Origin of the sequence: Marinifilum fragile, assembly GCF_963677365.1 — a bacterium.
Lineage (GTDB): Bacteria > Bacteroidota > Bacteroidia > Bacteroidales > Marinifilaceae > Marinifilum > Marinifilum fragile.
In genome coordinates, this window is sequence record NZ_OY781962.1 from 3,628,886 (window position 1) to 3,655,248 (window position 26,363).

Below are 26,363 nucleotides of genomic sequence, written 5' to 3' on the forward strand. Positions count from 1 at the left end.
CCACTAGCATTCTAAATTTAATTTTTGATGTTCTCCATTGCAAAATCCAAACGAGCAATGGTTTCTTCTTTTCCAAGAATTTCGATAATATCAAACATGTGAGGTCCTTTACCTGCACCTACCATAGCCAAACGGAATGGGTTCATCACCTTTCCAAAGCCAATTTCCTTCGAAGTGATCCATTCTTTTACCACTTCCTCGGTGTTTGCAGATGAAAAATCTTCAATTCCTTCCAAAATACCTTTCAATTCTACCATTAAAGCTGAAGTATCTTCTTTCCATCCTTTTTTCACAGTCTTGGCATCGTACTCTTTAGGCGCTTCGAAAAAGAAATTCACCTGGTCCCAAAGTTCAGCAATAAAATCCACACGATCCTTAACCATTCCGCATACGCGATTCACAATAGCTTGATCAGCTTCAATCCCTTTTGCTTTTAACACTTCTTCGGTAAATAAGCCACCAATCTCTTCATCTGATTTGTTCAACAAGTATTGGCGATTGTACCATTTGGTTTTCTCAGGATCGAACTTCGCACCTGATTTGTTCACACGATCTAACGAGAATACTTGTGAAAGCTCTTCCATCGAGAAGATTTCCTGCTCAGTTCCTGGATTCCAACCCAAGAAAGCCAACATGTTTACGAAAGCTTCTGGGAAATATCCATCTTCACGGTATCCCGAAGAAATTTCATTGCTTTTAGGATCAGTCCACAACAATGGGAATACTGGGAAACCTAATTTATCGCCATCGCGCTTGCTTAATTTTCCTTTACCAACTGGCTTTAAAATTAACGGCAAGTGTGCGAATTTAGGCATATTATCAGCCCACCCAAGTTGTCTGTAAAGCAACACGTGCAATGGCATCGATGGCAACCATTCTTCACCACGAATTACATGAGAAATCTTCATCAAATAGTCATCTACCACATTCGCCAAGTGATAAGTTGGCATTCCATCCGATTTGAACAATACTTTATCATCCAAAGTAGATGTGTTGAATACTACATGACCACGAATTTCATCATCCATGTGTAATTCTTCACCAACAGGCATTTTAAAACGAACTACGTATGACTCGCCAGCTTCAATCTTTTTTTGAACTTCCTCGGCAGGTAATGCCAATGAGTTATTCAAATTTTCACGAGTTTCGTGATTGTATATAAAAGTCTTCTTTTCTTCTTCACATTTTTTACGGATCTCATCTAACTCCTCAGGAGTATCAAATGCATAATAAGCATCACCCGAAGCAATCAACTGATCGGCATACTCACGATACATTGGCTTACGTTCCGACTGACGATAAGGACCATATTCACCACCAACAGTAGCTCCCTCATCAATTGCTATTCCACACCATTTTAGTGCTTCTACAATATAATCTTCAGCTCCTGGAACATATCTTGTTTGATCGGTATCCTCGATACGCAACAAAAATTCACCATTGTGCCTTCTCGCAAATAAATAGTTAAATAAGGCTGTTCTTACACCACCCATATGCAACGGTCCGGTTGGACTTGGTGCAAATCGAACTCTGACTTTCTTTTCGCTCATTTTTATATCCGTTAATTCCGCAGCAAAGATAAGAAAATGGAAAAAGAAATTTAATGCGTAAAATTAAAAATGATAGAATTAAATAAATCGAGCAATCACGTCCTTTAGCCCGTTAATATCAATAGGTTTTGTCACAAAATCATCACAGCCGGCAGCCATTATCTCTTCATATGCTTCGCCATAATGGTAAGCTGTTTGTGCAATTATAGGAATTTGATGATTCAATTTCTTGATGCTACGAGTTGCATCATAACCATTCATAACAGGCATTTGCATGTCCATTAAAACCAAATCTATTTCAGGATTCGCCTCAAACAGTCGAATGGCTTCTACTCCATCTTTGGCTCGAATTAAACGAGCATTGGTATCCGTAAGCACTTCTTCAAGAAAAATGTAGTTAAAATCTTCATCTTCTGCTACAAGTAACACTTTACCTTCCCAATTGTATTCAGAGGAGAAATTCATATGCTGTATCGTCTTTTTTATTCATTAAGTGATTGTCTTATACCAAAGTTAGAATATTTTATGATAAGACAAAAAAAAACCGAATTTAATATGAACTTTTTTACATACAAAAAAAGGGCTTCTCGTAGAGAAGCCCTAACAACAGAAATAAATTTAAACAGTCATGTGTCAATTTCTTGAACTCACCATTGTTGACATTGCAATCAACTTTATATTTATAAGTTTTAAAACTGAAATCTAAACTGATTGAAACAAAAATAAGACTTTTTACTTACAATACAAGCTTTTTGAAACAATTTTACTTATAATTCAAAACAGATGTCATTTACAGCAATTAAAACTTGACACAAATAAAGGAGTCTTTAAAAGACTCCTTTATTTAAAAGTGGTATGTTATTTATTAAGTAGTTATCCGCATTTTGATGTCCCACAAGACTGACAAATTAAACAACCCTCCTGGTAAATAATATGATCTGAACCACAATCAGCACATATCATACCTTTTGCTTTAGTTCCATTCGGAATGTATTTTTTAAGTGCACGCTCAACACCATTTTTCCATGTATTGATATTTTCACTATCTAACTGAAGACCAGAAACAAGATTTACCACTTGCTCAATTGGCATGCCATGGCGCAATACACCAGAAATCAGTTTCGCATAGTTCCAAAACTCTTTATCAAATTTGTAAGACAAGCCTTCGAATGTGGTTTTGAATCCTCGTTTGTTACAGAACTGGAAGTCGTAACGAGTATTCCCTTCATCATCCTTTCTTTTAATAATAATTCCTTTATTTACTGATTTTGGTAACAAGATACCTTCTTCATCATCAGCAATACCGGTAAAAATTTCGTAAGGCTGTCCTTTATACAAACCGATAAAGGCAATCCATTTCTCTTTGTTATTTTGGAAACGAACAACTTCTGCTTCCAACTCAACAGGACGTTTTTCAGGTACAATTTTAGTCTCTTCCTCTTTTTTATCATTAGAGATCAAAACTCCTGAACGAGATCCATCACGATATACTGTACAACCTTTACAACCGCTCTTCCATGCTTCAACGTACAAATCACCAACCAATGATTCTGGCACATCCGAAGGTAAGTTTACAGTTACACTAATCGAGTGATCTACCCATTTCTGAACTCTACCTTGCATACGAACTTTTTGCACCCAATCCACATCATTCGAAGTTGCCTTATAGTATGGCGATTTCTTCACCAATTCATCAACTTCCTCGCTTGTGAAGTGTTGAGCTGCATTAATTCCATTTGCTTCCATCCAGGTAACAAATTTGTGGTGGAATACTACGAACTCTTCCCAGCTATCACCAACCTCATCCACAAAGTCAACTCGTACATCTTTATCATTAGGGTTTACTTTTCTTCTTCGCTTGTACACAGGCATAAATACTGGCTCAATACCAGAAGTAGTCTGAGTCATCAAACTGGTTGTTCCCGTAGGTGCAATGGTCAAACAAGCAATATTTCTACGACCATATTTTTTCATTTCAGCATAAAGATTCTCATCTGCCTCTTTCAAACGCAAAATAAATGGGTTTTTGCTTTCTCTATTAATATCAAAGATATCAAAAGCACCACGATCTTTAGCCAAATAAACTGATGAACGATAAGCCTCAACTGCAATGGTTTTGTGAACTTCTACTGAGAAATCAATAGCTTCATCACTACCATAACACATACCAAGAGCAGCAATCATATCTCCTTCGGCAGTAATACCAACACCTGTCCTTCTACCTTCGTTAGCTTTGGTTTTGATATTTAGCCAAAGATCTTTTTCTACTCTCTTAATTTCACTTCCTTCTGGATCTGAATCAATTTTTTCAATAATTGCATCAATTTTCTCCAACTCCAAATCGATAATATCATCCATAATTCTTTGCGCAAGAGCCACATGTTTCTTGAACAAATCGAAATTAAACTTCGCCTTTTTAGTGAATGGATTCTCTACATAGCTGTACAAATTTATTGCCAACAAACGGCAGCTATCGTAAGGACACAAAGGAATCTCGCCACAAGGGTTTGTTGAAACCGTTCTGTAACCTAAATCAGCATAACAATCTGGCACCGATTCTCTTTCGATAGTATCCCAGAATAAAATTCCTGGTTCTGCAGATTTCCAAGCATTGTGTACAATTTTGTTCCAAAGCTTTCCTGCGTCTATATCTTTCTTATAGGTTGGATTTTCTGAATTAATTGGATATTGTTGGGTGTATGGTTTACCATCCAATACAGCCTGCATAAATTCATCGTGAATTTTTACAGAAACATTTGCTCCGGTAACTTTCCCCTGTTCCATTTTAGCATCAATAAATTCTTCCGAATCTGGATGCTTAACAGAAACACTTAACATCAAAGCTCCACGACGACCGTCTTGTGCAACCTCTCTTGTTGAATTTGAATAACGCTCCATGAATGGAACAACACCCGTTGAGGTTAATGCAGAATTTTTAACTGGTGAACCTTTAGGACGAATGTGAGATAAATCGTGTCCAACTCCACCTCTACGTTTCATCAATTGAACTTGTTCCTGATCAATCTTCATGATTCCTCCATATGAATCGGAATCACCATCGTTACCAATCACAAAACAGTTAGACAAAGATGCAATTTGGAATTTGTTACCAATTCCAGACATAGGGCTTCCTTGTGGAACGATATATTTAAAATCCTTAAGTACGGCGAAAATTTCTTCTTCGCTTAGAGGATTAGGATAACGCTTTTCGATTCTTGCAATTTCACTTGCAATTCTGCGATGCATATCATCCGGGGTCTTTTCATAAATATTTCCAAACGAATCTTTCAGTGCGTACTTGTTCAACCAAACACGTGCTGCTAATTCATCTCCATTAAAATATTTAAAAGACGCTTGAAAGGCTTCTTCAGAGCTGAAAGTCTCTTTCATTTTTTCTCCTTGTTGTTGCTTCTCTTTAACTTCCATTCAGGTTCTCAAAAAAGTGGTTCTTACTGCGAATAACTTGTCTCTATATATCAGCAAAATGACTGGTTTCACCCAGTCCATTTTTGTAATATGCAAGTTACACAACTTGCACTTACCGTACAACAAAGAAATCTTTTTTTAATGAAAAGTTATCCACAAAAACATGTTAATTTCTTGATATTGTGTCTTTTAATTTTTTATTTTTTTTGAAAAGTTGTCCAAAAAGAAAATCTTCCTTATATTCTCAGATACTAAAACTTCTCGATTTAAACAAATTCATTCATCACCATTTTAAGGCGATTTATAAAATTACAAAGTAAAAACGTGGCACCCTCAGTAAAACCTGAACATTCAAAAAAGTCAATAACATCAGACCTTAATTTCCAATAAAATCTTATCGCTAGCTCCACGCATTTTATCTACGTAGTTTTTAGACTGAAGCCCTGAAAAGTTTCTTTTTTCTGAATTTTCATAGAAGATATCAAGAAGATTTTTCAATTCAGAATAGTTTTCATAAGATTTTGAAGCACCTATTTCAATAAGATCTTTTGCTTCCTGAAATTTGTGGTAATTTGGTCCAAATATCACTGGCAATCCAAAGGTTGCTGCCTCCAAAGTGTTGTGAATTCCTCTTCCAAATCCACCACCGATATAGGAAACGGTCCCATATCGATACAAGGAAGATAACACTCCAATGCAATCAATCACCAATACTTCTGCAGCATCAATTTCTTCTTTTGTTGCCTTGGTATATCTCACCCATGATTTTTGAATTTTCGAAGTAATGTTGTTGATATGATCTTCATCCACTTCATGTGCAGCAATAATATACTTGTAAGAATTTTTAGTCTCATTTAAATATCTGATGATATTTTCTTCGTCTTTTGGCCAGGTGCTACCCGCAATAAGCACTTCTTTACCTTGGGCAAATCCTTCTACCTTTGGCAAAGTTTTAGAATTAGTTGCAATTGTATATACCCGATCGAATCGAGTATCACCGGTAAGCGTTACATTCGAAAGACCAATTCTTTTTAATAAATCTACCGATTCCTGGTTCTGTACAAACAAATGAGTAAATGCACTTAACATTTTTCTATGAAAACTTCCATATCCTTTAAAAAACAACTGATCCGGTCTGAAAATCGTAGAAAAAATATAAGTTGGCACATTTCTTTTCTTCAACTCTTTAAGGTAGTGATGCCAAAACTCATATTTTATAAAAAATGCCATCTTTGGATTCACTATATCCATAAAACGCTTTGCATTTCTGGCAAAATCCGGAGGCAAATAAAAAATATAATCAGCCCCTTCGTAATTTTTCCGAACCTCATAACCCGACGGAGAAAAGAATGTCAGAAGGATTTTACTATTTGGATATTTCTCCTTAAAGCTCTCAATAACTGGTCGCCCTTGCTCAAATTCTCCTAACGAAGCAGAATGAAACCAAACAATATCCTCTTCACCATTAATTTCCTCCTGAAGCTTTACAAATACATTCTTTCTGCCAACAACCCATTGTTTGGCTTTTGGGTTAAAAAATGCAGCAATTCTAATTAAAAGAACATACAATCGAATCGACAGGTTGTAAAAAAGAACCATATTTGAAAAAAATTAGTGTTAAACGGAACAGCTTCGCTATATTTATTCTTTGCAAAACTAATAATTTTAAAGATCAGATTTCGTTATTAATGAAGCGAATCCTGTAATACCCAAAGTCAGTTTAAAGAATATCTTCTATTGAAACTTCGGATTTTCATCATATTAATTCTTTGCTTCAGTTTTAAGCAGATCGGATTCTCTCAAAACAATCTGCGATTAAAACGAGTTTTAATCAATCAAGATACCATTCAGTTAGACTCTTTAATCATTTTACCATCAACAGTGAAACTGTTCCATAATGCAAAAGAGATACAAAAGGATTGGTATCAAATAAATCCGGCTAAAGGAGAACTGATTAGTAGCCTGAAACTAAAGGAAATTAGTGATTCAATCCTTATTAAATACCGAATTTACAATTATAATATACGCAAGCCAATATACACTAGAGATCTCTCCGAAATTAATTTGGCAAAAGATACAAGACCAAGAGTATTTTCGACTGTTAGAAATTACAGCAACAGGGGTCTTCTCAACGACAGCCAGTTACAAAAGCAAGGAAATTACTCCAGAGGGATTTCATATGGAAACAATCAGGATGTGGTCACCAACTCTAATTTAAACCTTCAGTTATCAGGTAAATTGAGTGATGATGTTAATATTCTAGCAGCCATTTCCGACAATAACATCCCCATTCAACCCGATGGGAATACACAGTCTATTCAAGATTTTGACAGAATATACATCAAGCTTTTTGATGATACCAAAGAACTCACTCTTGGTGATTACGAAATAGAATCACCAGAAGGAAATTTTATGCGATTTTATAAAAAGGTGCAAGGGGGAAAGTTCTCTGGTTTAATCAGCAAAAACAAGAATGGCAATGAGTTGAAATCAACAATTAGTGCTTCAATTGCCAAAGGCAAATTCAGAAGAATGGAAATTACTGGATCGGAAGGAATTCAGGGCCCATATCGCTTAACCGGTGTGAATAACGAAAGCTATATTGTAGTTCTTGCAGGTTCGGAAAAAGTATTTGTCGATGGCAAAAAGTTAATGCGGGGTGAAAACTACGATTATGTGATCAATTACAACACTGCGGAATTGAGTTTTACCACTCAACAACCAATTACAAGAAACTCACGCATAGTTGTGGAGTTTGAATATTCCGAAGAGAACTATTCTCGTTACCTGATTTTTAATGCCAATGAGTACAAAACCCAAAAAGGTAAAATATGGTTCAACATTTACCAGGAACAGGATAGCAAAAATCAACCATTGGATCAAACCCTAAGCCAAGAAGACAAACAACTATTAAGCAATATTGGCGATAATCTCGACTTAGCCTTAGTCCCAAATGAAGAGATCGTTGAATATTCCAATGACTTTGTTCTATATCGCAAAATTTCCAAAACTGTAGAAGAAAAAACTTACTCCGTTTATGAATATTCCACCGTACCAGAAGAAGCAATATACAGGGTGAATTTCTCCTTTGTTGGAAACAATGGAGGGAATTATGTTCAGATTAATAGCGTAGCAAATGGCAGAGTTTATCAATGGGTTGATCCAATAAATGGAGTTGCGCAAGGGGATTATGCTCCGGTATCGAAGTTGATCGCTCCACAAAAACAACAAATGCTAAGCTTTGGTGCCGATTACGACCTGTCACAAACATTCAATTCACGATTTGAAATAGCATTAAGCAATAAGGATCTAAATACGTTTTCATCCGCTGACGATGGCGATAATCAAGGAATTGCTGCAGAATTTTCTTTGGCTAAAAAAACTTTGATTGCTGACACTACTAAATTTTTGAATACGCAGCTCAACATGCATTTTATTCAGAAAAACTTTGAGCAAATAGAAAATTTTAGATCAGTTGAATTCAATAGAAATTGGAATATTGAAGAAAGTACCAATAAAAACAACGAAAACCACATTGCCCTGATAAATCAATTCAACAATGCAAATTGGGGTTCAATTGCTCATAATATATCTGTATTAAAAAGAGAATCTGATTACAAAGGTATTAATCAAAATTTAAACTTAGCTTACCAGAAAAACAGATACTCCATCCTTTTCAATGGCAATTTATTAAGTACCGATCAGAAAAATCTGGAAAGCAAATTTTATCGACACACATTAAATACTGCATATTCAACAAAAATTGCAAAAATTGGGATTGAAACCGAAAATGAAAACAATCAAATTGAAAATTCCGAAAGCAAAATCCTTTTGGTGAGTAGCTTCTCCTTTTATTCCTATAAGTTCTATATCGAAAATCAGGATTCTACAAAAAATCAATTTCAAGCCTATTACCGCAAGCGAAAAGATTTTCTTCCACTTGATAACGAGTTAAAAACACAAAGCGAATCGGAAGATTTTGGCGGCAAAATCTGGCTAAGAAAGAACAGGAAAAATCAATTAAAAATTGAAAGCATTTACCGACGATTAAAAATTAGTGAAAACGCTATTGGTGACGAAAAACCGGAAAACACCTTTCTTGGTAAGCTAGAACATCAGGCTAAAATTAAAAAAGGATTGCTACATACTTCCACTTACTACGAATTGGGTTCTGGCCTGGAGAGCCAGAAAGAATTTTCATATGTTGAAGTGAATGATGGCAGAGGAGTTTATCGCTGGACAGATTACAACAACAATGATGTAAAAGAGCTTAATGAATTTGAAATAGCCTCATTTAAAGATGAAGCCAACTATATTAGAATCGCTACCAATACAAACAATTACAATAAAGTTTACACTAGCGATTTTAGGCAAATATTTAACTTGCGTCTTAAGCGTTTAGAAACAAAATCAGGCATTGGTTTATTCATTTCACGATTCAGCAATCGGTTTGCTTATCGTCTTTCTAAAAAAAGTTTAAACAATGATTTTAATCTTTACGCCAATCCATTTCAATCTCATGCTTCCGACGAGAATTTAATTACAGTAAATTCTAGCTTTCAAAATACTTTCTCATACCGAAAACCCAAATCGAAAACCAATTGGGATATCATTCATTTAAGCAGTAGAAACAAACAATTGCTCACACAAGGATTTGAAAGACGCAAATTTGAACAGAACGGATTCCGGTACAATTGGAATATTGGAAAATCAAGTCAAATCTCAAACCGCATAGATTTCGGTACAAAAAGCCTGTATCAGGAAGGATTTACCAATCAAAACTATCGCTTAAAAGAGATCAAAAACGAAGTCCAACTAAAATTCCAAACCAGTCTTGTATTTCAATTTGGATTAACCTATATCTATCAGCAAAAAGATAACAAACTAGCAAGCGAGGAATCAAAAACTCATAATCTGGGAGCCAATTGTCAATATGCACTTACAAAAACCAGAAAACTTCAGGCTGCAATCAATTTCCTAAACCTGGAATACAATTCCGATTCAAATACTTCTATAGCCTACGAAATGTTGGAAGGATTTTTACCTGGCAACAACTCAACATGGAATCTGTCTTACAACCAACAATTATCTAAAGTCTTTCAAATGAACATTTCCTATAACGGTCGTCAGAGCGAAGGTGGAAAAACCATACATGTTGGAAGCATGGAGTTCAGAGCTTATTTTTAATTTAACTCAATTCTGTAATTATCTTTCAACTTAAAAATGTAATTTTAGCTGTTAGGTAAAGTAGAAATTTATGACAGATCAGATTAAAATTGTAGTAAGCGATTTAGATGGAACCTTGTTACCATCAATGGGTGAGGTTAGCAAAAGAAATTACGAATGCCTACAACAACTAAAAGAATCAGATATTACAAGAGTGATTGCTACAGGACGAACTCTATATTCTGCGATGGCTGTATTACCTGAAGATTTTCCTATCGATTACCTGATTTTCTCTTCTGGGGCTGGAATTATGGATTGGAAAAGCAAGGAATTGATCTATTCTCAGAAGATTGAAGCCGAAGAAGTTTTGGAGCTTTCCAAAATTTTGGTCGATCATGAAATTGATTTTATGATTCTGGATCCAATTCCTAACAATCATCAATTCTGGTATTATAAAACGGGAAACAAAAATTCAGATTTCGACAGAAGATTAAATCTTTACAAACAATTTTCTACACCTGTTGGTAATATTCAAGACGCAGAGCGCGATGCCTGCCAAATTTTGGCAATTCTGCCAAACAAAGAAGAATGGTTTGAAGAATTAAAAACCAAGTTTGATGACATTAAAATCATTCGCGCCACCTCACCTTTGGATCATGAATCCATCTGGATGGAAATTTTCCCCTTGCACATTTCAAAAGGACATGGTTGCGAATGGTTATGCGAGAAACTTGATATCAGTGCTGAAGATTCTTTTGTAATAGGCAACGACTATAATGACATTGATCTTTTAGAATGGGGAAAGCACAGCTATGTAGTTGAAAATGCACCGCATGAATTAAAAGACAAATATCAGGTAACCGAAAATGTAATTAAGGATGGTTTTGCCATAGCCGTACAGAAAGTATTAAGTGAATGTTCTGTAAAAAACAATGCTTAAACACCTACATTGCTGCCAACAACAAATCAATATCTTTAGCTAGAATTCCAAAAGTATCACCCAATCTTCGATTGGTTAAAATGCCACGATACACATAAGCACCTTTTCGAAGGCCAATATCATTTTTAATGAATTTGTGAACGCCACCATTCTGCCCTATATTCAACAATAATGGAGCACAAATATTGCTCAATGCCAGTGATGCTGTTCTAGCAACATGCGATGGTACATTAGGAACACAATAGTGAAGTACGCCATGTTTCTTATAAACCGGATCTTTGTGATTAGTCATCATAGAGGTTTCAAAACATCCTCCCTGATCAATGCTCAAATCGATAATGATTGAACCTGGTTTCATTTTCTCAACCATTTCTTCAGTTACCATATATCCAGAAAATTCTCTTCCATGCCTCAATGCACCAATAACCACATCTGCTGAAGCCAATGCTTTTTCAAGTACATTGGGATGGAGAATCGATGTAAATACCCTATGCCCCAAATGATCTTCCAATCTGCGCAAACGATAAATGGAATCATCAAACACCTTTACCATTGCTCCTAAGCCAAGAGCCGATCGAGTAGCATATTCGGCTGCAGTACCTGCACCCAGTATTACTACTTCGGTTGGTGTGATTCCGGTAATTCCTCCCAGCATTACCCCTTTTCCACCATGTGCCTTACTTAAATATTCTCCGGCAATCATAATGGACGAAATACCTGCAATCTCAGCCATCGATCGTACAACCGGATAAAAATTATCTCGGTCTTTAACCAATTCCAAAGCAATTGCAGTTACTTTTTTCTGCATAAGCTTGCGAACATTCTCTCCACATTGACTTTTGATTTGCAGAGCCGAAAATAAGATCTGATTGCCACGAAGCATATCAATTTCAGCACTTGAAAATGGCGATACCTGCATAACAGTATCACACTGATATACTTCTTTCTTTTCAAGAACAATTCGTGCGCCGTTTTCACTGTATTCTTTATCGGTGTAGTTCGATGCCAAACCAGCTCCTCGTTCAAGAACCACTTCATGGCCATTGTTTACCAGCAACTCCACAGATTGAGGAGTAAGACAAACACGATTTTCACCACGATATTCCTCTTTGGGTATACCAATAACCAATTGCTTGCGTCGGCGTTCTAATTCCAACATTCCTTCCTTAGGCTGATAAAATTCATGACCTAGTGGGAAGTTCTTTGATCCTTCACTTAACGGCGCCATATGCTATATTGTAATATTTAATAGAATACTTACTTTGAGTAAGCCATTACAATTTAAGAAATTTTTGGCTTTTTTCAGCCTTGACAATTTCTGATTAAAGGATACGAATACTTCTGCTGCCGTCTGCCTCTTCGTTAAAGTGAACTTCAACAGTATCATTAGGAAGAATCGAATCAATTTTTTCGGGCCATTCAATAAAGCAAATAGCATCGCTGTAAAAATAATCCTCATACCCAAAATCATATGCCTCTTGAACATCATCAATTCGATAAAAATCGAAATGGTAAATTATATTTTCATTGGCCGTATGATACTCATTTACAATGGCAAAAGTTGGACTATTTATGGTATCCTGCACTCCCAGTTCTTCGCAAATAGCTTTTACAAATGTTGTTTTGCCAACACCCATTGCGCCATGCATCGCAAAAATTCTTTTATCTCCTACCAGCTTAATAAATTCAGCTGCAACAGAGTTAATATCTTCCAGCGAATTGATTTTTAATTCCGTCATTTCCTGCAAAATCTTTGAATCTTAATTTTTCTTTGGACTTAAGGTTACCAGCGGAACAATCATCTCTTCCAAAGAAATCCCTCCATGTTGGAATGTATTTCGATAATACGAGCTGTAATAATTAAAATTGTTCGGGTAAGCCAAAAAGTCCTCTCCGAATGCAAAGATATAAGAAGAACTAACATTTACTTGCGGTAAATTCGCTTTTCGTGGTTCTGTAACTTCAAAAACCTCTTTCGACTTGTAATTCAGGTTCTTTCCTTGCTTGTAACGCAAATTGGTATTGGTTTGTCTATCGCCAATTACTTTAACAGGATTTTGCACACGAATAGAACCGTGATCGGTAGTAATTACAAGCTTTACATTCTGTTCCGATAGCTTTTTAATTAACTCTAGCAACATTGAATGTTCGAACCACGATAAGGTTAATGATCGATATGCAGCCTCATCTGCTGCCAATTCCCGAATCATTTCACTTTCGGTTCTGGCATGAGAAAGCATATCAACAAAATTGTATACAAAAACACTCAATTGAGAATTTAAAATGGAGTTTAGGTTATCCAATACCTTTGCTCCCATTTTTTCATTGTTAATTTTCTCGTAATGATAGGTATAATCCTTATAATGACGTTTCAATTGGAAACCTATAAAATCTTCTTCGTGAATGTTCTTGCTACTTTCTTCGTCCTCATCAATCCAATGTTGTGGATGTCTTTTTTTGATTTCCAAAGGAGTTAAACCGGAAAACATTGAATTGCGTGCATACTGAGTTGCCGTTGGAAGAATGGAATAATACATCGAATCATCTTCGAGTACAAAATAATTGCTAATTACCGGATACAATGTTTGCCACTGATCGTAACGCAAATTGTCAATTAAAATAAAGGCTACCTTTTGTCCCTGATCCAGCAATGGATAAACTTTTTCTTTGAATACATTGGGTGTAAGCAATGGCTTATCCTCTTCTTCAGGATCCATCCAGGAAAGGTAATTTTTCTTTACAAAGCGAGCGAATAGGTTATTGGCCTCGGTTTTCTGCATTCTTAGAATTTCATCCATACCAGAATCTTCGATATTGGAAAGTTCCAATTCCCAAAACACCAACTTTCGGTACATCTTCATCCAATCCTCAAAATTGCGACAGTCGTTAATTTCCATTCCCATTTGCCCAAATTTCGATTGATAGGCCATGGTGGTTTTCTCCGAAACCAATCGCTTTTTATCGATGTGCTTTTTAAGCGTAAGCAGAATTTGCTTTGGATTTACAGGTTTAATCAGGTAATCGGATATTTGCTTCCCGATAGCCTCATCCATAATGTCTTCTTCCTCGCTTTTTGTGATCATCACAATTGGCAAAGCTGAATCAATCGATTTGATTTCACTTAGTGCTTCAAGTCCACTCATTCCTGGCATATTTTCATCCAATAGTACCAAATCAAAGTGTGATTCTTTTACCAAATCAAGTGCATCGTAAGCGTTATTACACGATACCACTGCGTACCCTTTTTCCTCTAAAAAAATAATATGAGGCTTTAACAACTCTATCTCATCATCAACCCAAAGTATCGTATTTTCTTTCACACTTCCACAATTAAATCAAACCAAAAATCTATTTCAAATAGTACTTTTTAAAGAATTGAAGATATTTAGCCGTATCTCCATCTTTCGCAAATACCTTAAAGTTCTCATCGGAAATCACAAAATTGCGATATCCCACTTTTTCCACAGGTGCAAACAAATCACGATTGGTAACAATAGCACGGAAATACATCATTGCCTGCTTTTTGCTTCTCATGTTCACGACCAATAGCACATCTCGCTCATCATCCAACTCACGAACTTCAATTTTTAATGGACCTGTATTATATTTCTTAATTCCTGAAATCAATTGTTTCTTATTCACATTCTCTCTTGTGTAAATCAAGGCGAAATAATGTGGCAATTTTTCATCAAATTGATACAATCCATCTTGAACGACTTTCTCTTTTTTCTTAACAGGAGCCTCATCCTTCGCACCCAGATAATTCTTTTTAAAGAAATCCAAATATGGGAACAAAGCTTTTTCTACATAAAACTTATTGAAATTCTCCTCACTGATCACAAAGTTTCTATAATCAACCTTCTCAAGTTGAGTATAAATTGCATCATTCGAAACCAAACTTCTGAAATAGTTCATTGCATCAAGTTTCGAGCCAACATTGTTTACCACAATCATGTTTAAATCATCATCGTATTGCTCTTTTAGCACACTATAATCTTTGTCGTGATTGTAAATATCATTTCTCAACTTTCCGATATTAACTTTACGTGCTGGAACCAACAGAATAAACTTGTGATTATCTGCCGGATTAAATACAAACGCCGTAGAGTCTAAATTGTTGTTTACAGCCACCAATTTACCTTGCTTCTTAACCGTAGATTGTTTTGGCTTACGTTCTACATTAAAATAGCTTTTGGTATAAAAATCAAGGTATTGCTCAATATCCTTACCTTGTTTCAGCATTTCAAAATTCGAATGAGAAATGATAAAATTCCTGTAATCAACATCTTCTAATCCGCTAAATGCTTTATTACTGGTAATAATTCCGTTAAAGTAATTTAATGCATCCTCCTTGTCTTTTAATCCTTTTACCATGATCATGATGTGATCCTTATCCAATGACAGACGATCCACCTTAAAAGTACGACTATTGTACGCATCTGCATTATATCTTGATATATTGAACAAAGATCTGTTCGGATCACCATCTTGCTTAGAAAACATCAACACAAAATAATGCTCCTCATCAGCTTTAAACTTGTACAAACTCTTCGGCTTTTCTTTTTTAGGTTTATCGTCCTTAACTTCAACCATTGCCTGTTCATCTTCAAGTCGCCAATTTCGAAGCAATCTGTTTTGTCGGGCCAACTCCATATCTTTCTCTGTGTAAATAACAGGAGTAGCTCCTTTCTCCAACCCAGCTAAAATCGCTTTAACCGTTTGGGTTATTTCTTTGGTAGGATTAGCTTCCAACACTTGCACAAGGGACTGCTTAAATACATCAACATTTTGTGTTCTTCCTACACACAACGCTCTCAAAAACAAAAACCTCGGACGAAGATCACTTTCCGGATATCTTAACAATCCTTCATTACAGATTTTAACCACTCTAAAGTAGTAGTAGTTCTGAAAATCCTCATAAGCATGAGCATAAAGCTGATGTGCTCTTTGATATTCAGCATCGAGCTTTGACTGGTAATTTGGATCTCTCAATGCTTTTGCATACTCACTATCTTTAAACTCACTTAGTATTTTGTTCTTGTAGAAATCAGATTTTGAATTTCTGCCAAATGATTTATTGATTGCATAACAATGATAGTAGCTTGAAAGTAGATATGGATTTTCCGGAAATCTTTTCAACAAAGTCTCGAAACTTTCAAGTGCCTTCTCTTCATTATTCAGTTTCTCCTCATACACCAATCCTGCCTGATACAAACCTTTCATAATTCTATCGTCAGATTTTACCATAGCAGCTTTTGTCATTGGTAAATCCACCAAATAATACTCTTTACTCTTAGGATCTTTTTTCTGTGATTGAGAACTGACATCATCTTTCGATTCTTGCTCTAAAGCAATTTCTATGTCCTCAACAGAATAATCAGACCTATTCTTTCTTCTCCAATTATCTTCCAGTTTTCTTCGTCCCCACTTGCGTTGAAATTCCGATTTTCCCAATCCAATATTGGTTGGATTATAGAAGTACCAATTCCCCTGGCTTTGATTTCTGTTTCGAGAATTCCCAAGCATATTATTCTGACTAAAGAAAGCTCTGTCTGATTGTGCTTCAGTCTCCTCTAATCGTTTCTCTCTTTCCTTTTCGTTTATTTTCTTGATTAAGCTATTAATTAACCTGTCTCTATCGGTCTTACTCATTAAAGCAACTCTTTGCAAGCTATCTTCACGAACAACCATATTCAGGTTATTCACCAATTCAGTAAGATTCCCAACTCTTTCGGATATTTTTCTGTAGTTAGGATAATCACTACCCAAATAGGTCATCGAACTATCGTAACACATTTGAGCTTTCGGGTAAGTTTCCTCTCCAAAATAATAATCACCCAGCTTTAAAAATGAAATGGCCTTTTGATTCTCATTGTACAAAGAAACTTTGGTTGATTCCCAATAGTTAGAGATTGCAGATTCCATATCCTCATCTACAACATCCATTTCTGCCATTGCATAATAAATCTGATCTTTGTACTCCTTGTTCTTCTCATCACGCAACATTTTGCGCAAGCCTTTTCTTATTTCCTCACCATTTTCGGAACCTGTATACGATAGAGCACGACTAATTTTTGCATTAAAAGTCATCTCATAACTCGCATTCAAATCAATCAATTCCTGAAACGCTCTTGATGCCTCGCTTGGATTATCTAACCTTTGATGAAGTTGCGCCAACAAATAATAATACCTCGCTTTTGCGTATTTGTCTTTCGATATGGCAATGCATCTTTCCAAAGCAGGAACAGCATCTTCAAATCGCTTTTGTCTTATTGCTGCATCTGCTTGCAAAGCTTCTATACGAACCAAATCATCTTTCGATAAATTGTTATCATTCGAAAGTCTTTCCAAAATTTCCCCACCTGCAATAAACTCACCTCTATCAATTAAACTAACTGCCTTCCATAATTTTGCCTCAGCAATCAAATCTGACTCTGGATATTCTCTAATGATAAAATCATAAGCTTTCTCGGCAACATGATATTCACCCTTGTAAAATTGGGCCTTTCCAATCAACATGTAACAATCATCAATCCAATTGTTGTACTCCTTCTTCTTACGAAACTCCTTGTTTTTTTCTGACTGATTTCCTTTTTTACGTTTCGGCTTACGAGTAATGGAATGAATTTTAATGGCCTTAGTTGCTTTCTCAAGGGCTCTATCCATGCTCGAAAAAGACAAAGATCTGGCAGCTGGGTTCTGATATTCGAAAACAGGCAGTAAAATGGTGTAATTTTCCTGAAGTCCATTCTTAATTTTTTGCTCACCTTCCTTCAAGCTCTCTTTACCATTAAAATACACATTATAATGTGTGGTAAGAGCATGAAACTGACGGCTCATGAAAGTATTTTTCTGATTAGAACATGCATATGCAAAAATCAGAATGGCTATTATAGTTAAGGTTTGTTGAATTAGTTTACGAGTCAAGGCTAAATGTTTTGTTTGATAACACCCTAAGCTTCGCGTTTTATACACCTAAGCTACTGGTATTATTCTGAGTTTATTAGATTCCCAAAATGGTATAACTGATATCTGTTGTTTTTTATTATTCTAAAAACTGAAATTTATTAAATAAAATCTAAAAATAGTTCTATTCAAGGAATAAAAAAAGGAGCAATAAATGCTCCTTTACTCTTTGTTCTGTTTTATATTCTTATCGTGTAATCTTCACTCGCTCAGTTGGTGCTGATTTTTGATTTCTAGCATCAACAGCAGCATTTAATTTAGCAGCCAAATCGGCGAAAGCCATACCAACTACAGAATCTTCGTCCACGGCAGCAGGTTTACCATTATCACCACCTTCACGAATGCTTTGAACAATAGGAATTTGACCTAGCAATTCAATTCCTTTTTCTTCAGCTAGTTTCTTGCATCCATCCTTACCAAAAATGTAGTATTTATTCTCTGGCAATTCAGCAGGAGTAAACCAAGCCATATTTTCAACCATACCCAATACCGGAACATTAACACCTGGTCCTTCGAACATGCTAATTCCTTTTACAGCATCAGCCAAGGCAACTTCTTGTGGTGTACTTACCACAATAGCACCTGTAACAGGAACTGTTTGTACCAAAGTAAGGTGAATATCACTGGTTCCCGGTGGCAAGTCGATTAAAACGTAATCCAACTCTCCCCAGTTTCCTTCTTCAATCATCTGCTTTAATGCATTGGAAGCCATAGGTCCACGCCAAACAGTAGCCTGAGCAGGATCAACAAAGAAACCAATAGAAAGCATTTTTACACCATAAGCCTCATGTGGCTCAATCAAATCCTTACCATCTACATTAACAAGGTTCGGGCGAGCTGACTCTGCTCCAAACATCAATGGAACCGAAGGACCATAAATGTCGGCATCAATTAAACCAACTTTTGCTCCGGCTTTCGCCAGTGCAACTGCCAAGTTCGATGATACGGTAGATTTTCCAACACCACCTTTACCTGATGCAACAGCAATAATATTTTTAACTTTTGGCAAAACTTTTGGTTCTTCAACCACATGCATTGCCTTTACTTTAATGTTTCCTTTGATTTCAGCTTCCCTATCAACAAATTTTAAAACAGCTGATACACAGGCTTTTTTCAAGGGAACAATATTAGGATCGTCTGATTTTTGGAATACCAAATCGAAACCAATTTTCTTTCCTTCAATTTTAATATTACGAACCATATCCAACCCCATGATATCCTTATCGGTACCAGGATATTGAACCAATTTTAAAGCGTCCGTAATTTGCTTTTGAGTGTAACTCATGATTTATGAATATTAATTCTTTAAAATATTTTTAAACAATTTAAATTTCAACGTGAGCCAATTGCGAAACGATGAAATATTAAATTGAAATGCCGATATATAATCTGTTAGTCATTTAGAGTAAAAACGAATAAATGACTTTTACTGATTAATAATCGGTGTTGGATCGAATTTCTTTCAAGCATTGCTGATATTGAATTCGATAAGATACCAACAAAGGTATATATTTAGACTGAATTTAAATAGAATCCCAGTCAAGTTCTTTCATGGGATCCCAAAATATTTTGTCGAAGTCTTGTATTTGGTCATCAATCACAACAATTCCTTCATTCTCGAGAAGTTCTTGCATTAAATTTTCGCCTGGAAAATGATGTTTCCCACTAAGCATTCCCAAACGATTTACCACCCGATGTGCAGGAACATATGCTTTGCTAGAGTGTGATTGATTCATGGCCCAACCAACCATTCTGGAACCCCTGGGAGATCCCAAAAATCGGGCAATGGCACCATAACTGGTAGCTCTTCCAGCAGGAATTTGCCGAACTACGTCGTAAATTTTATCGTACAGATCCGACATTTATTGTTTGCGCTTCTCTCGACCAAAACTTCTGTAAGAATCCAATTCAATCTCAACATCTGGCTCAATAAATTCAGTTTTTCCATCAAGCCTGAACTTTAAATACTTAATCGGAATTCCTCTGTTAAGAAATTGCTGTTCGTAAAATGTTCTGATGGAAAGAATATCATCAGCCTTCCCTGAATTGTACAAGTCATTGGTGTCAACATCAACCGAAAGAGAGTTTTCCTTAATCACATACGAAGTATATTCATACAAGAAATTACTATCCGATTTCAGGTGAATAATTCCATCTTTGGTCAACAGGTTCGAGTATAACTTCAGAAAGCGTGTTCCAGTAAGTCTTTTTCTTTCCTTTTTCATTTGTGGATCAGGAAAGGTAATCCAGATTTCAGAAATCTCACCTGACTCAAAAATCGATTCAAGAAGTTCTGCTTTGGTTCTTATAAATCCAACATTACCCAAACCTTCTTCAATAGCGGTTTTGGCACCGCGCCACATTCTTGCGCCTTTTATGTCAATTCCAATAAAGTTTTTATTCGGAAATTTACGTGCTAAACCTACTGTATACTCACCTTTTCCACATCCAACTTCTAAAACAATTGGATTATCATTTTTAAAAACTTCTTTATTCCACTTTCCTTTCAAATGATAATTTGTTTCCCAAACCTCTTTATGAGTAGGTTGAAATACATTATCAAATGTATCCATCTCAGCAAAACGCTGTAATTTATTCTTTCCCACGACTAAACGCTAAAAATTTTATTGATTTGCTTTCTCAAGTCTTAAGCCAATATTCACTACTTCTTTCAATTCCTCATCGCGCATTCCTTGCACAATTTCAAATACGTAAACCCCCGACCTTTGAAATACTACATTCTGTTTAAACGGAACTTGTAAATCGAAAATATCACCAAATCCGCTACCAAACCATTTTCCTTTTTCGGTAGCCAAACTACATTCGAACTTATCTTCAACAACATTTCCATCTGGCGAAGTTCTCTTCACAAACAACCAAAGGTTGCTGTATGCATATCCACCAGTATTCCTAACATTGATATACAAATTGTGAACACTAATGGTATCGGTAACTTCCACTTCAAAGCGAAGAGTATTGTTCATGTCCCAGGTATAATCCGGAATTTCTTTATACTCTTCATAAACACGATTGGAATCGCACGATTGTGTTGACAGTGCAATTACTGCCATGCAAAAAATCCAAATCAATTTGTTCATGACTTTGCTGGCTTGTTTGGTTTTCTTGGTTTACGACGGAATTTTCGTTTTCCTCTTCGCTTATTCGGATTTTCCTTCTTATCGAATCGGTTCAAACTATCCTGTCCTACAACATTTTCGTAGTCCAAAGATTTTTTGTTGTCAGTTGATTTTTCTGACACCAATTTATCTACCTTGATTCCTTTCTTGTTCAAGCGAATAATTTCCTTCACTCTATCAACAGAAACCTGCACCATATTCATCGAATTGAACTTATCGAATGAATACCACATTAATCTCTTGAAAATATCTGTTTTCTGATGATAAGCTGTTCCATCCTTGGTTTCCAACGGAATATTTGTATTCGGGAAATCCTTTTGAGCATCGATATAGCAATCCAACTCAAAATTCAAACAACACTTCAGCTTTCCACATTGCCCGGCAAGTTTCTGAGGATTTAATGAAATTTCCTGATAACGCGCAGCATTTGTGGTAACGGAAACAAAGTTGGTAATCCAGGTTGAACAACAAAGTTCTCTGCCACAAGGTCCAATACCTCCAATTCGTCCAGCTTCTTGACGTGCACCAATTTGGCGCATTTCAATTCTGATTTTGAATTGCTCTGCCAATACTTTAATCAACTGTCTAAAGTCAACTCTATCATCGGCTATATAGTAGAAAATTGCTTTTGTTTTATCTCCCTGATATTCAACATCGCCAATTTTCATATCCAGCCTTAATTCAGCAGATATTTGGCGAGCTTTAATCATTGTTTTGTGTTCCAGTGCAATGGCTTCATGCCATTTTTCGATATCAACAGGCTTTGCCTTTCTGTAGACTTTTTTTGCCTCGTATGTATTCGGATCAAGCTTTTGTTTGCGCATTTGCTCCACAACCAAATCGCCTGTTAAGGATACAATACCGATATCATGTCCTGGTGATGCTTCAACTGCTACCACATCACCTCTTTGTAATCTTAATTGATTTGTATTTGAATAGAATCCTTTACGGGTATTCTTAAATTTTATTTCAACAACATCCGGACATTGTGCACTTTCAGGAACATCTTTCAACCAATCGTAAACATCAAGCTTACCAGCCAACATACGATGGTCTCTTTTATTGGATGCACAGCCTGCGCATTTCCCTTTTGGTTCCTTATTTTCTGTCATATATATATTGATTATTAGTCGATAATCGACCGCAAAATTAGCTAATTTATTTTACAAACCTTTAAAGGTAATTATTTCGGGAAATTATTGGGTGATTACGGACGTAATAATTTAACCAGCTTTAAACCCAAATCAAGAAACACAATCTTTGCATTGGCATTTCTTTCAATGTCCGTATAGGCTTTTGAAAGCTCATCAGAAATCATCCAAACATTATCTTCATTGATAAATGGAGAAAATCGTTGCGAGAAATTCATTTCCTCGCCGCTTAAATAAACCATTTCAGGCTGCTTTAAGTTTAAAATAAAATTCTCACGAATCATTCTAACCGCATAATTCAGAAAGCTTTTTTGACGTTCGCGTCCAATTGTCGCAATCTCTTCAGCCCAATCCATAATATCCAATACTTTACGAGCATAGCAATGTCTCATAATGTTGATGAAATTCTCAAAATTCTCTGCATTTTCATCTGAATTCTGAATAAGGATTCTCGCTTTTCGATAACTCCCTTCCGATAAACGAACCACATTCTTTAATTCCTGATCGTTAAGATTAAAATCATTTTTAGCCGCTACAGCCAATGATTCTGTATCAATTGCCGGAATTTTAATCAGTTGTGTTCTAGACAATATGGTTTGTAGTATTTTATCAGGTTCTTCCGACACCATAAAAAACAAAGTTTTCGATGGTGGCTCCTCAATCATTTTCAGAAGCTTGTTGGCACATGAAGAATGCATCTTTTCAGGCAACCAAATGATCATTACCTTGTAATCCGATTCGTAAGTTTTTAAACTTAGTTTCCTGATAATTTCATTGCTTTCGCCAGAATAAATCATCCCTTGTGAGTTATCTACACCAAGGGTTCTGTACCAATCTCCAATATCAAAATAAGAATCACTCTCTATTTGCGATCGCCACAATTCAATAAAATTATCGCTCACAGGATTGGTAAATCCTTTCCCTTTAACAACCGGAAAAACAAAGTGAAGATCAGGGTGAACCAATTTCGCGTATTTTTTACACGAAGAACAAACCCCGCATGAATCGTTGTCTTTTTTATCCAAACATGAAACATACTGTGCAAATGCAATTGCCATCGACAGTTTACCAACTCCTTTAGGGCCAATCAACAATTGTGCATGGCTAACTCTGTTTTCTCTTACGGTTTGAATAAAACGTTGCTTGACCTCTTTGTGGCCAATTATATCTTTAAATTGCATGAATCTTCAATGTGAAATGGTTTCGAACAGGTAAGTTCAAACCTTACCTGTTGATCAAAAATCATTTAATCCCGAATATTGCGCAAAGGTACATCGGGGTATCCAAAGTTAAAAAAATATAGCAGAGCTTTATCATTAATGCTCAAGTTCAAATCCAATAGAGAAAAAAATGACGTTTTTACCTCTCAATTGCAATAGTGAATAATTCATGCAATCGTTTCAAAGTCAAAACAAAACAACTTATTACTAACTGACTTAGTGATGTTTAAAAGCGAATTTTCTTTCCTTATTGCAGCAATTTGAATAAAAACATACCTTTGTTTGGAAGAAAAAAATATAAAAGACATATTCCAATGCAAACAATTGATTCATACAATTTTTCAGGAAAGAAGGCGATTATCAGAGTTGATTTTAATGTGCCTTTGAACGATCAGTTCGAAATTACCGATGACACACGTATCCGTGCTGCACTTCCAACTATCAAAAAGGTATTAGAAGGAAACGGATCAGTTATTTTGATGTCTCACCTTGGTAGACCAAAAGGTGTTGATGAAAAATTCTCATTGAAACACATCGTTGCTCACCTTTCTGCAAAATTAGGTGTTGATGTGAAATTTGCTGACGATTGTATTGGTGAAAGTGCTAAAACAATGGCTGCTGACCTAAAAGAAGGTGAAGTTCTATTGTTGGAAAACCTTCGTTTTTACGGTGAAGAAAAAGCTGGTGACGAAGCTTTCGCTAAAAAACTAGCTGACTTGGCTGATCTTTGGATCAACGATGCATTTGGTACTGCACACCGTGCTCACGCTTCTACTGCTGTTATCGCTAAATTCTTCCCTAACGACAAGATGTTTGGTTACGTAATGGAAGGTGAGTTATCAAGCGTTGATAAAGTATTGAAAGACTCTAAGCGTCCGTTAACTGCAATTATGGGTGGTGCTAAGGTATCTTCAAAAATTGATATCATTAAAACTTTAATGCCTAAAGTTGACCACTTAATTATTGGTGGTGGTATGACTTACACTTTCGTTAAATCGATGGGTGGTAACATTGGTAACTCATTGGTTGAAGATGATAAGTTAGATATCGCAAGAGAAATTTTAAGTGAAGCTGAAGCAAACAATGTAAAACTTCACCTTGCAGTTGATGCATTAATTGCTGACGATTTCTCTAACGACGCAAACACTAAAGAATGTAACGTATCGGAAATTCCAGCTGATTGGATGGGATTAGATGTTGCCTCTGAAACTATTGAAAACTTCAAAAAAGTTATCGAAGAATCAGAAACAATTCTTTGGAATGGTCCTGTAGGTGTATTCGAAATGGATACTTTCGCTAAAGGAACCAAAGCAATTGCTGATGCAATTGTAACAGCTACTGAAAAAGGTGCTTTCTCATTAATTGGTGGTGGTGACTCTGTTGCAGCTATCAACAAGTACAACTTGGCTGATAAAGTAAGCTATGTATCAACTGGTGGTGGTGCTCTTTTGGAGTACATCGAAGGTAAAGAATTGCCAGGTGTTGCAGCTATTAGAGGGTAATTAACGATCCATAATATTTCCCTTCGCAGGGATTCTTAAAGCAGTCTTTCGAGGCTGCTTTTTTTATTATTAGACGCAGATTTTTATGATTGTTTAAGATTCTCACTGATTATGCTATGCAATAAACTTGGTTCAATTACCTTTGTAATCACAACAAATAGAGAATAGAAATGAACTGGAAGGAAAAAATATTTTCGATATCAAATAAAACTGAATTTGAACAAGTAGCCTTGGAAATTTTTCGTTATCAAGCGGAAAACAATGAGGTGTATCGTGAATATCTTCAACATTTGAAAAAGGATGTAAATCAAATCAGTAAGCTTACAGATATTCCTTTTCTTCCCATAGAGTTTTTTAAATCCCGAAAGGTGGTTTCTTCCAACAATCCTGCAAAAGAAATTTTTACCAGCAGTGGAACAACTGGCAACCTAACCAGCAGGCATTTTGTTCCTGATATCAGTATTTATAAAGAAAGTTTTAAGAATGGTTTCGAAGGTTTTTATGGGCCAATAACTGATTACTGTGTTCTGGCTTTGCTTCCTTCTTATTTGGAGCGCGAAGGTTCGTCCTTAATCTACATGATGGAACACCTAATTAAAGATAGCAAACATGCTAAAAGTGGATTCTACCTTCACAATCATGAAGAATTGATTCAGTGCATTGCTGATTTGAAAAAATCGAATCAAAAAATTCTGCTGCTTGGGGTTAGTTTTGCGTTACTGGATTTGGCTGAAAAATATACGCTGGATCTTGCCAATGTAATCATCATGGAAACTGGTGGAATGAAGGGCAGAAGAAAAGAAATTACTCGTGAAGAGTTGCATGCATTTCTTTGTTCCCGTTTAGGCGTGAATGAAATTCATTCTGAATATGGAATGACCGAATTGCTTTCGCAGGCTTATTCAAAAGGGCAAAGCTTATTCCAAACTCCCAATTGGATGAAAATCATGATTCGCGATGCATACGATCCATTCAGCTATGAAAAAACAGGTAGAACTGGAGGTGTGAATGTGATCGATTTGGCCAATGTTCATTCTTGCTCGTTTATCGAAACTCAAGATCTTGGTAAAATCTACGAAGATGGAAAATTTGAAATTCTTGGTCGATTCGATCATTCTGATATTCGTGGTTGCAATCTACTTGTAAACGAATAATACCGATTAGTTGCTAAACTACTCATTTATTTCGCTATACTCATAACTGAGTGATAGCAATCTATCGGCATTATACCAATGTGTAAATTAACATCTAAAAAGGTATAATAAAAAACACCAAACAGAGATTTAAATGAATGTAAACCACTCT

18 protein-coding genes are annotated in these 26,363 nt (G+C 35.9%); 4 read left to right on the plus strand and 14 right to left on the minus strand.

Annotated elements, in window-relative coordinates:
* Positions 1-17: 17 nt before the first annotated feature.
* The 4 genes from gltX to ACKPCA_RS14490 form a co-directional block, all read right to left on the minus strand.
* Positions 18-1,550, minus strand: coding sequence for a glutamate--tRNA ligase (gltX, locus tag ACKPCA_RS14475; protein ID WP_321279740.1), 1,533 nt, complete (start codon positions 1,548-1,550; stop codon positions 18-20).
* Positions 1,551-1,628: 78 nt separating this feature from the next.
* The gene (locus tag ACKPCA_RS14480; RefSeq protein ID WP_054719388.1) at positions 1,629-2,015 is read right to left on the minus strand and encodes a response regulator; all 387 of its coding nucleotides are present in this window, start codon (positions 2,013-2,015) and stop codon (positions 1,629-1,631) included.
* Between the two features lie 408 nt (positions 2,016-2,423).
* Positions 2,424-4,976, minus strand: a complete 2,553-nt coding sequence (locus tag ACKPCA_RS14485; protein WP_321279741.1) for an adenosylcobalamin-dependent ribonucleoside-diphosphate reductase — start codon at positions 4,974-4,976, stop codon at positions 2,424-2,426.
* 369 nt (positions 4,977-5,345) lie between these two features.
* Complete coding sequence (locus ACKPCA_RS14490; RefSeq protein WP_321279743.1) at positions 5,346-6,575, minus strand: 3-deoxy-D-manno-octulosonic acid transferase; 1,230 nt, start codon at positions 6,573-6,575, stop codon at positions 5,346-5,348.
* Positions 6,576-6,713: 138 nt separating this feature from the next.
* On the opposite strand from ACKPCA_RS14490, the gene ACKPCA_RS14495 reads away from it, so the two are divergent.
* Together ACKPCA_RS14495 and ACKPCA_RS14500 are read left to right on the plus strand one after the other, a co-directional pair.
* A complete protein-coding gene (locus ACKPCA_RS14495; RefSeq protein WP_321279744.1) occupies positions 6,714-10,163 on the plus strand; it encodes a hypothetical protein in 3,450 nt (1,149 codons plus the stop codon).
* A gap of 70 nt (positions 10,164-10,233) precedes the next feature.
* Complete coding sequence (locus ACKPCA_RS14500) at positions 10,234-11,082, plus strand: HAD family hydrolase (protein WP_321279745.1); 849 nt, start codon at positions 10,234-10,236, stop codon at positions 11,080-11,082.
* 4 nt (positions 11,083-11,086) lie between these two features.
* Here the strand turns inward: ACKPCA_RS14500 and ACKPCA_RS14505 are convergent, their stop codons facing one another.
* The 10 genes from ACKPCA_RS14505 to ACKPCA_RS14550 all read right to left on the minus strand — a co-directional run bounded on the left by ACKPCA_RS14505 (position 11,087) and on the right by ACKPCA_RS14550 (position 23,517).
* Positions 11,087-12,310, minus strand: a complete 1,224-nt coding sequence (locus ACKPCA_RS14505; RefSeq protein WP_054719374.1) for an alanine dehydrogenase — start codon at positions 12,308-12,310, stop codon at positions 11,087-11,089.
* A 94-nt stretch (positions 12,311-12,404) separates the two neighbouring features.
* Positions 12,405-12,821: a tRNA (adenosine(37)-N6)-threonylcarbamoyltransferase complex ATPase subunit type 1 TsaE gene (gene tsaE / locus ACKPCA_RS14510; protein WP_321279746.1), complete on the minus strand. Its 417-nt coding sequence runs from the start codon at positions 12,819-12,821 to the stop codon at positions 12,405-12,407.
* Positions 12,822-12,842: 21 nt separating this feature from the next.
* Positions 12,843-14,402 carry a T9SS response regulator signal transducer PorX gene (porX, locus tag ACKPCA_RS14515; protein ID WP_321279747.1) on the minus strand — a complete coding sequence of 520 codons (1,560 nt, stop codon included), beginning with the start codon at positions 14,400-14,402 and terminating at the stop codon, positions 12,843-12,845.
* A gap of 28 nt (positions 14,403-14,430) precedes the next feature.
* Entirely contained in the window at positions 14,431-18,009 is a 3,579-nt protein-coding gene (gene porW, locus ACKPCA_RS14520; RefSeq protein WP_321279749.1) for a type IX secretion system periplasmic lipoprotein PorW/SprE, read from the minus strand.
* A 226-nt stretch (positions 18,010-18,235) separates the two neighbouring features.
* Positions 18,236-19,333, minus strand: coding sequence for an Mrp/NBP35 family ATP-binding protein (locus ACKPCA_RS14525; RefSeq protein ID WP_321279751.1), 1,098 nt, complete (start codon positions 19,331-19,333; stop codon positions 18,236-18,238).
* A 238-nt stretch (positions 19,334-19,571) separates the two neighbouring features.
* Positions 19,572-19,910, minus strand: a complete 339-nt coding sequence (locus ACKPCA_RS14530; RefSeq protein ID WP_321279752.1) for an MGMT family protein — start codon at positions 19,908-19,910, stop codon at positions 19,572-19,574.
* Positions 19,911-20,654, minus strand: a complete 744-nt coding sequence (gene trmB / locus ACKPCA_RS14535) for a tRNA (guanosine(46)-N7)-methyltransferase TrmB (RefSeq protein WP_321279754.1) — start codon at positions 20,652-20,654, stop codon at positions 19,911-19,913.
* A gap of 18 nt (positions 20,655-20,672) precedes the next feature.
* Complete coding sequence (locus ACKPCA_RS14540) at positions 20,673-21,146, minus strand: gliding motility lipoprotein GldH (protein WP_321279756.1); 474 nt, start codon at positions 21,144-21,146, stop codon at positions 20,673-20,675.
* Positions 21,143-22,297 (minus strand): PSP1 domain-containing protein, encoded by a 1,155-nt coding sequence (locus tag ACKPCA_RS14545; protein WP_321279757.1) that lies wholly within the window; start codon positions 22,295-22,297, stop codon positions 21,143-21,145. The genes ACKPCA_RS14540 and ACKPCA_RS14545 overlap by 4 nt, the downstream gene beginning before the upstream one ends.
* A gap of 95 nt (positions 22,298-22,392) precedes the next feature.
* Positions 22,393-23,517 carry a DNA polymerase III subunit gene (locus tag ACKPCA_RS14550; RefSeq protein WP_321279758.1) on the minus strand — a complete coding sequence of 375 codons (1,125 nt, stop codon included), beginning with the start codon at positions 23,515-23,517 and terminating at the stop codon, positions 22,393-22,395.
* A 353-nt stretch (positions 23,518-23,870) separates the two neighbouring features.
* Here ACKPCA_RS14550 and ACKPCA_RS14555 point away from each other — a divergent pair, with 353 nt between their 5' ends.
* Positions 23,871-25,058 carry a phosphoglycerate kinase gene (locus ACKPCA_RS14555; protein ID WP_054723017.1) on the plus strand — a complete coding sequence of 396 codons (1,188 nt, stop codon included), beginning with the start codon at positions 23,871-23,873 and terminating at the stop codon, positions 25,056-25,058.
* Between the two features lie 170 nt (positions 25,059-25,228).
* Entirely contained in the window at positions 25,229-26,212 is a 984-nt protein-coding gene (locus tag ACKPCA_RS14560; protein ID WP_321279759.1) for a LuxE/PaaK family acyltransferase, read from the plus strand.
* Positions 26,213-26,363 lie beyond the last annotated feature (151 nt).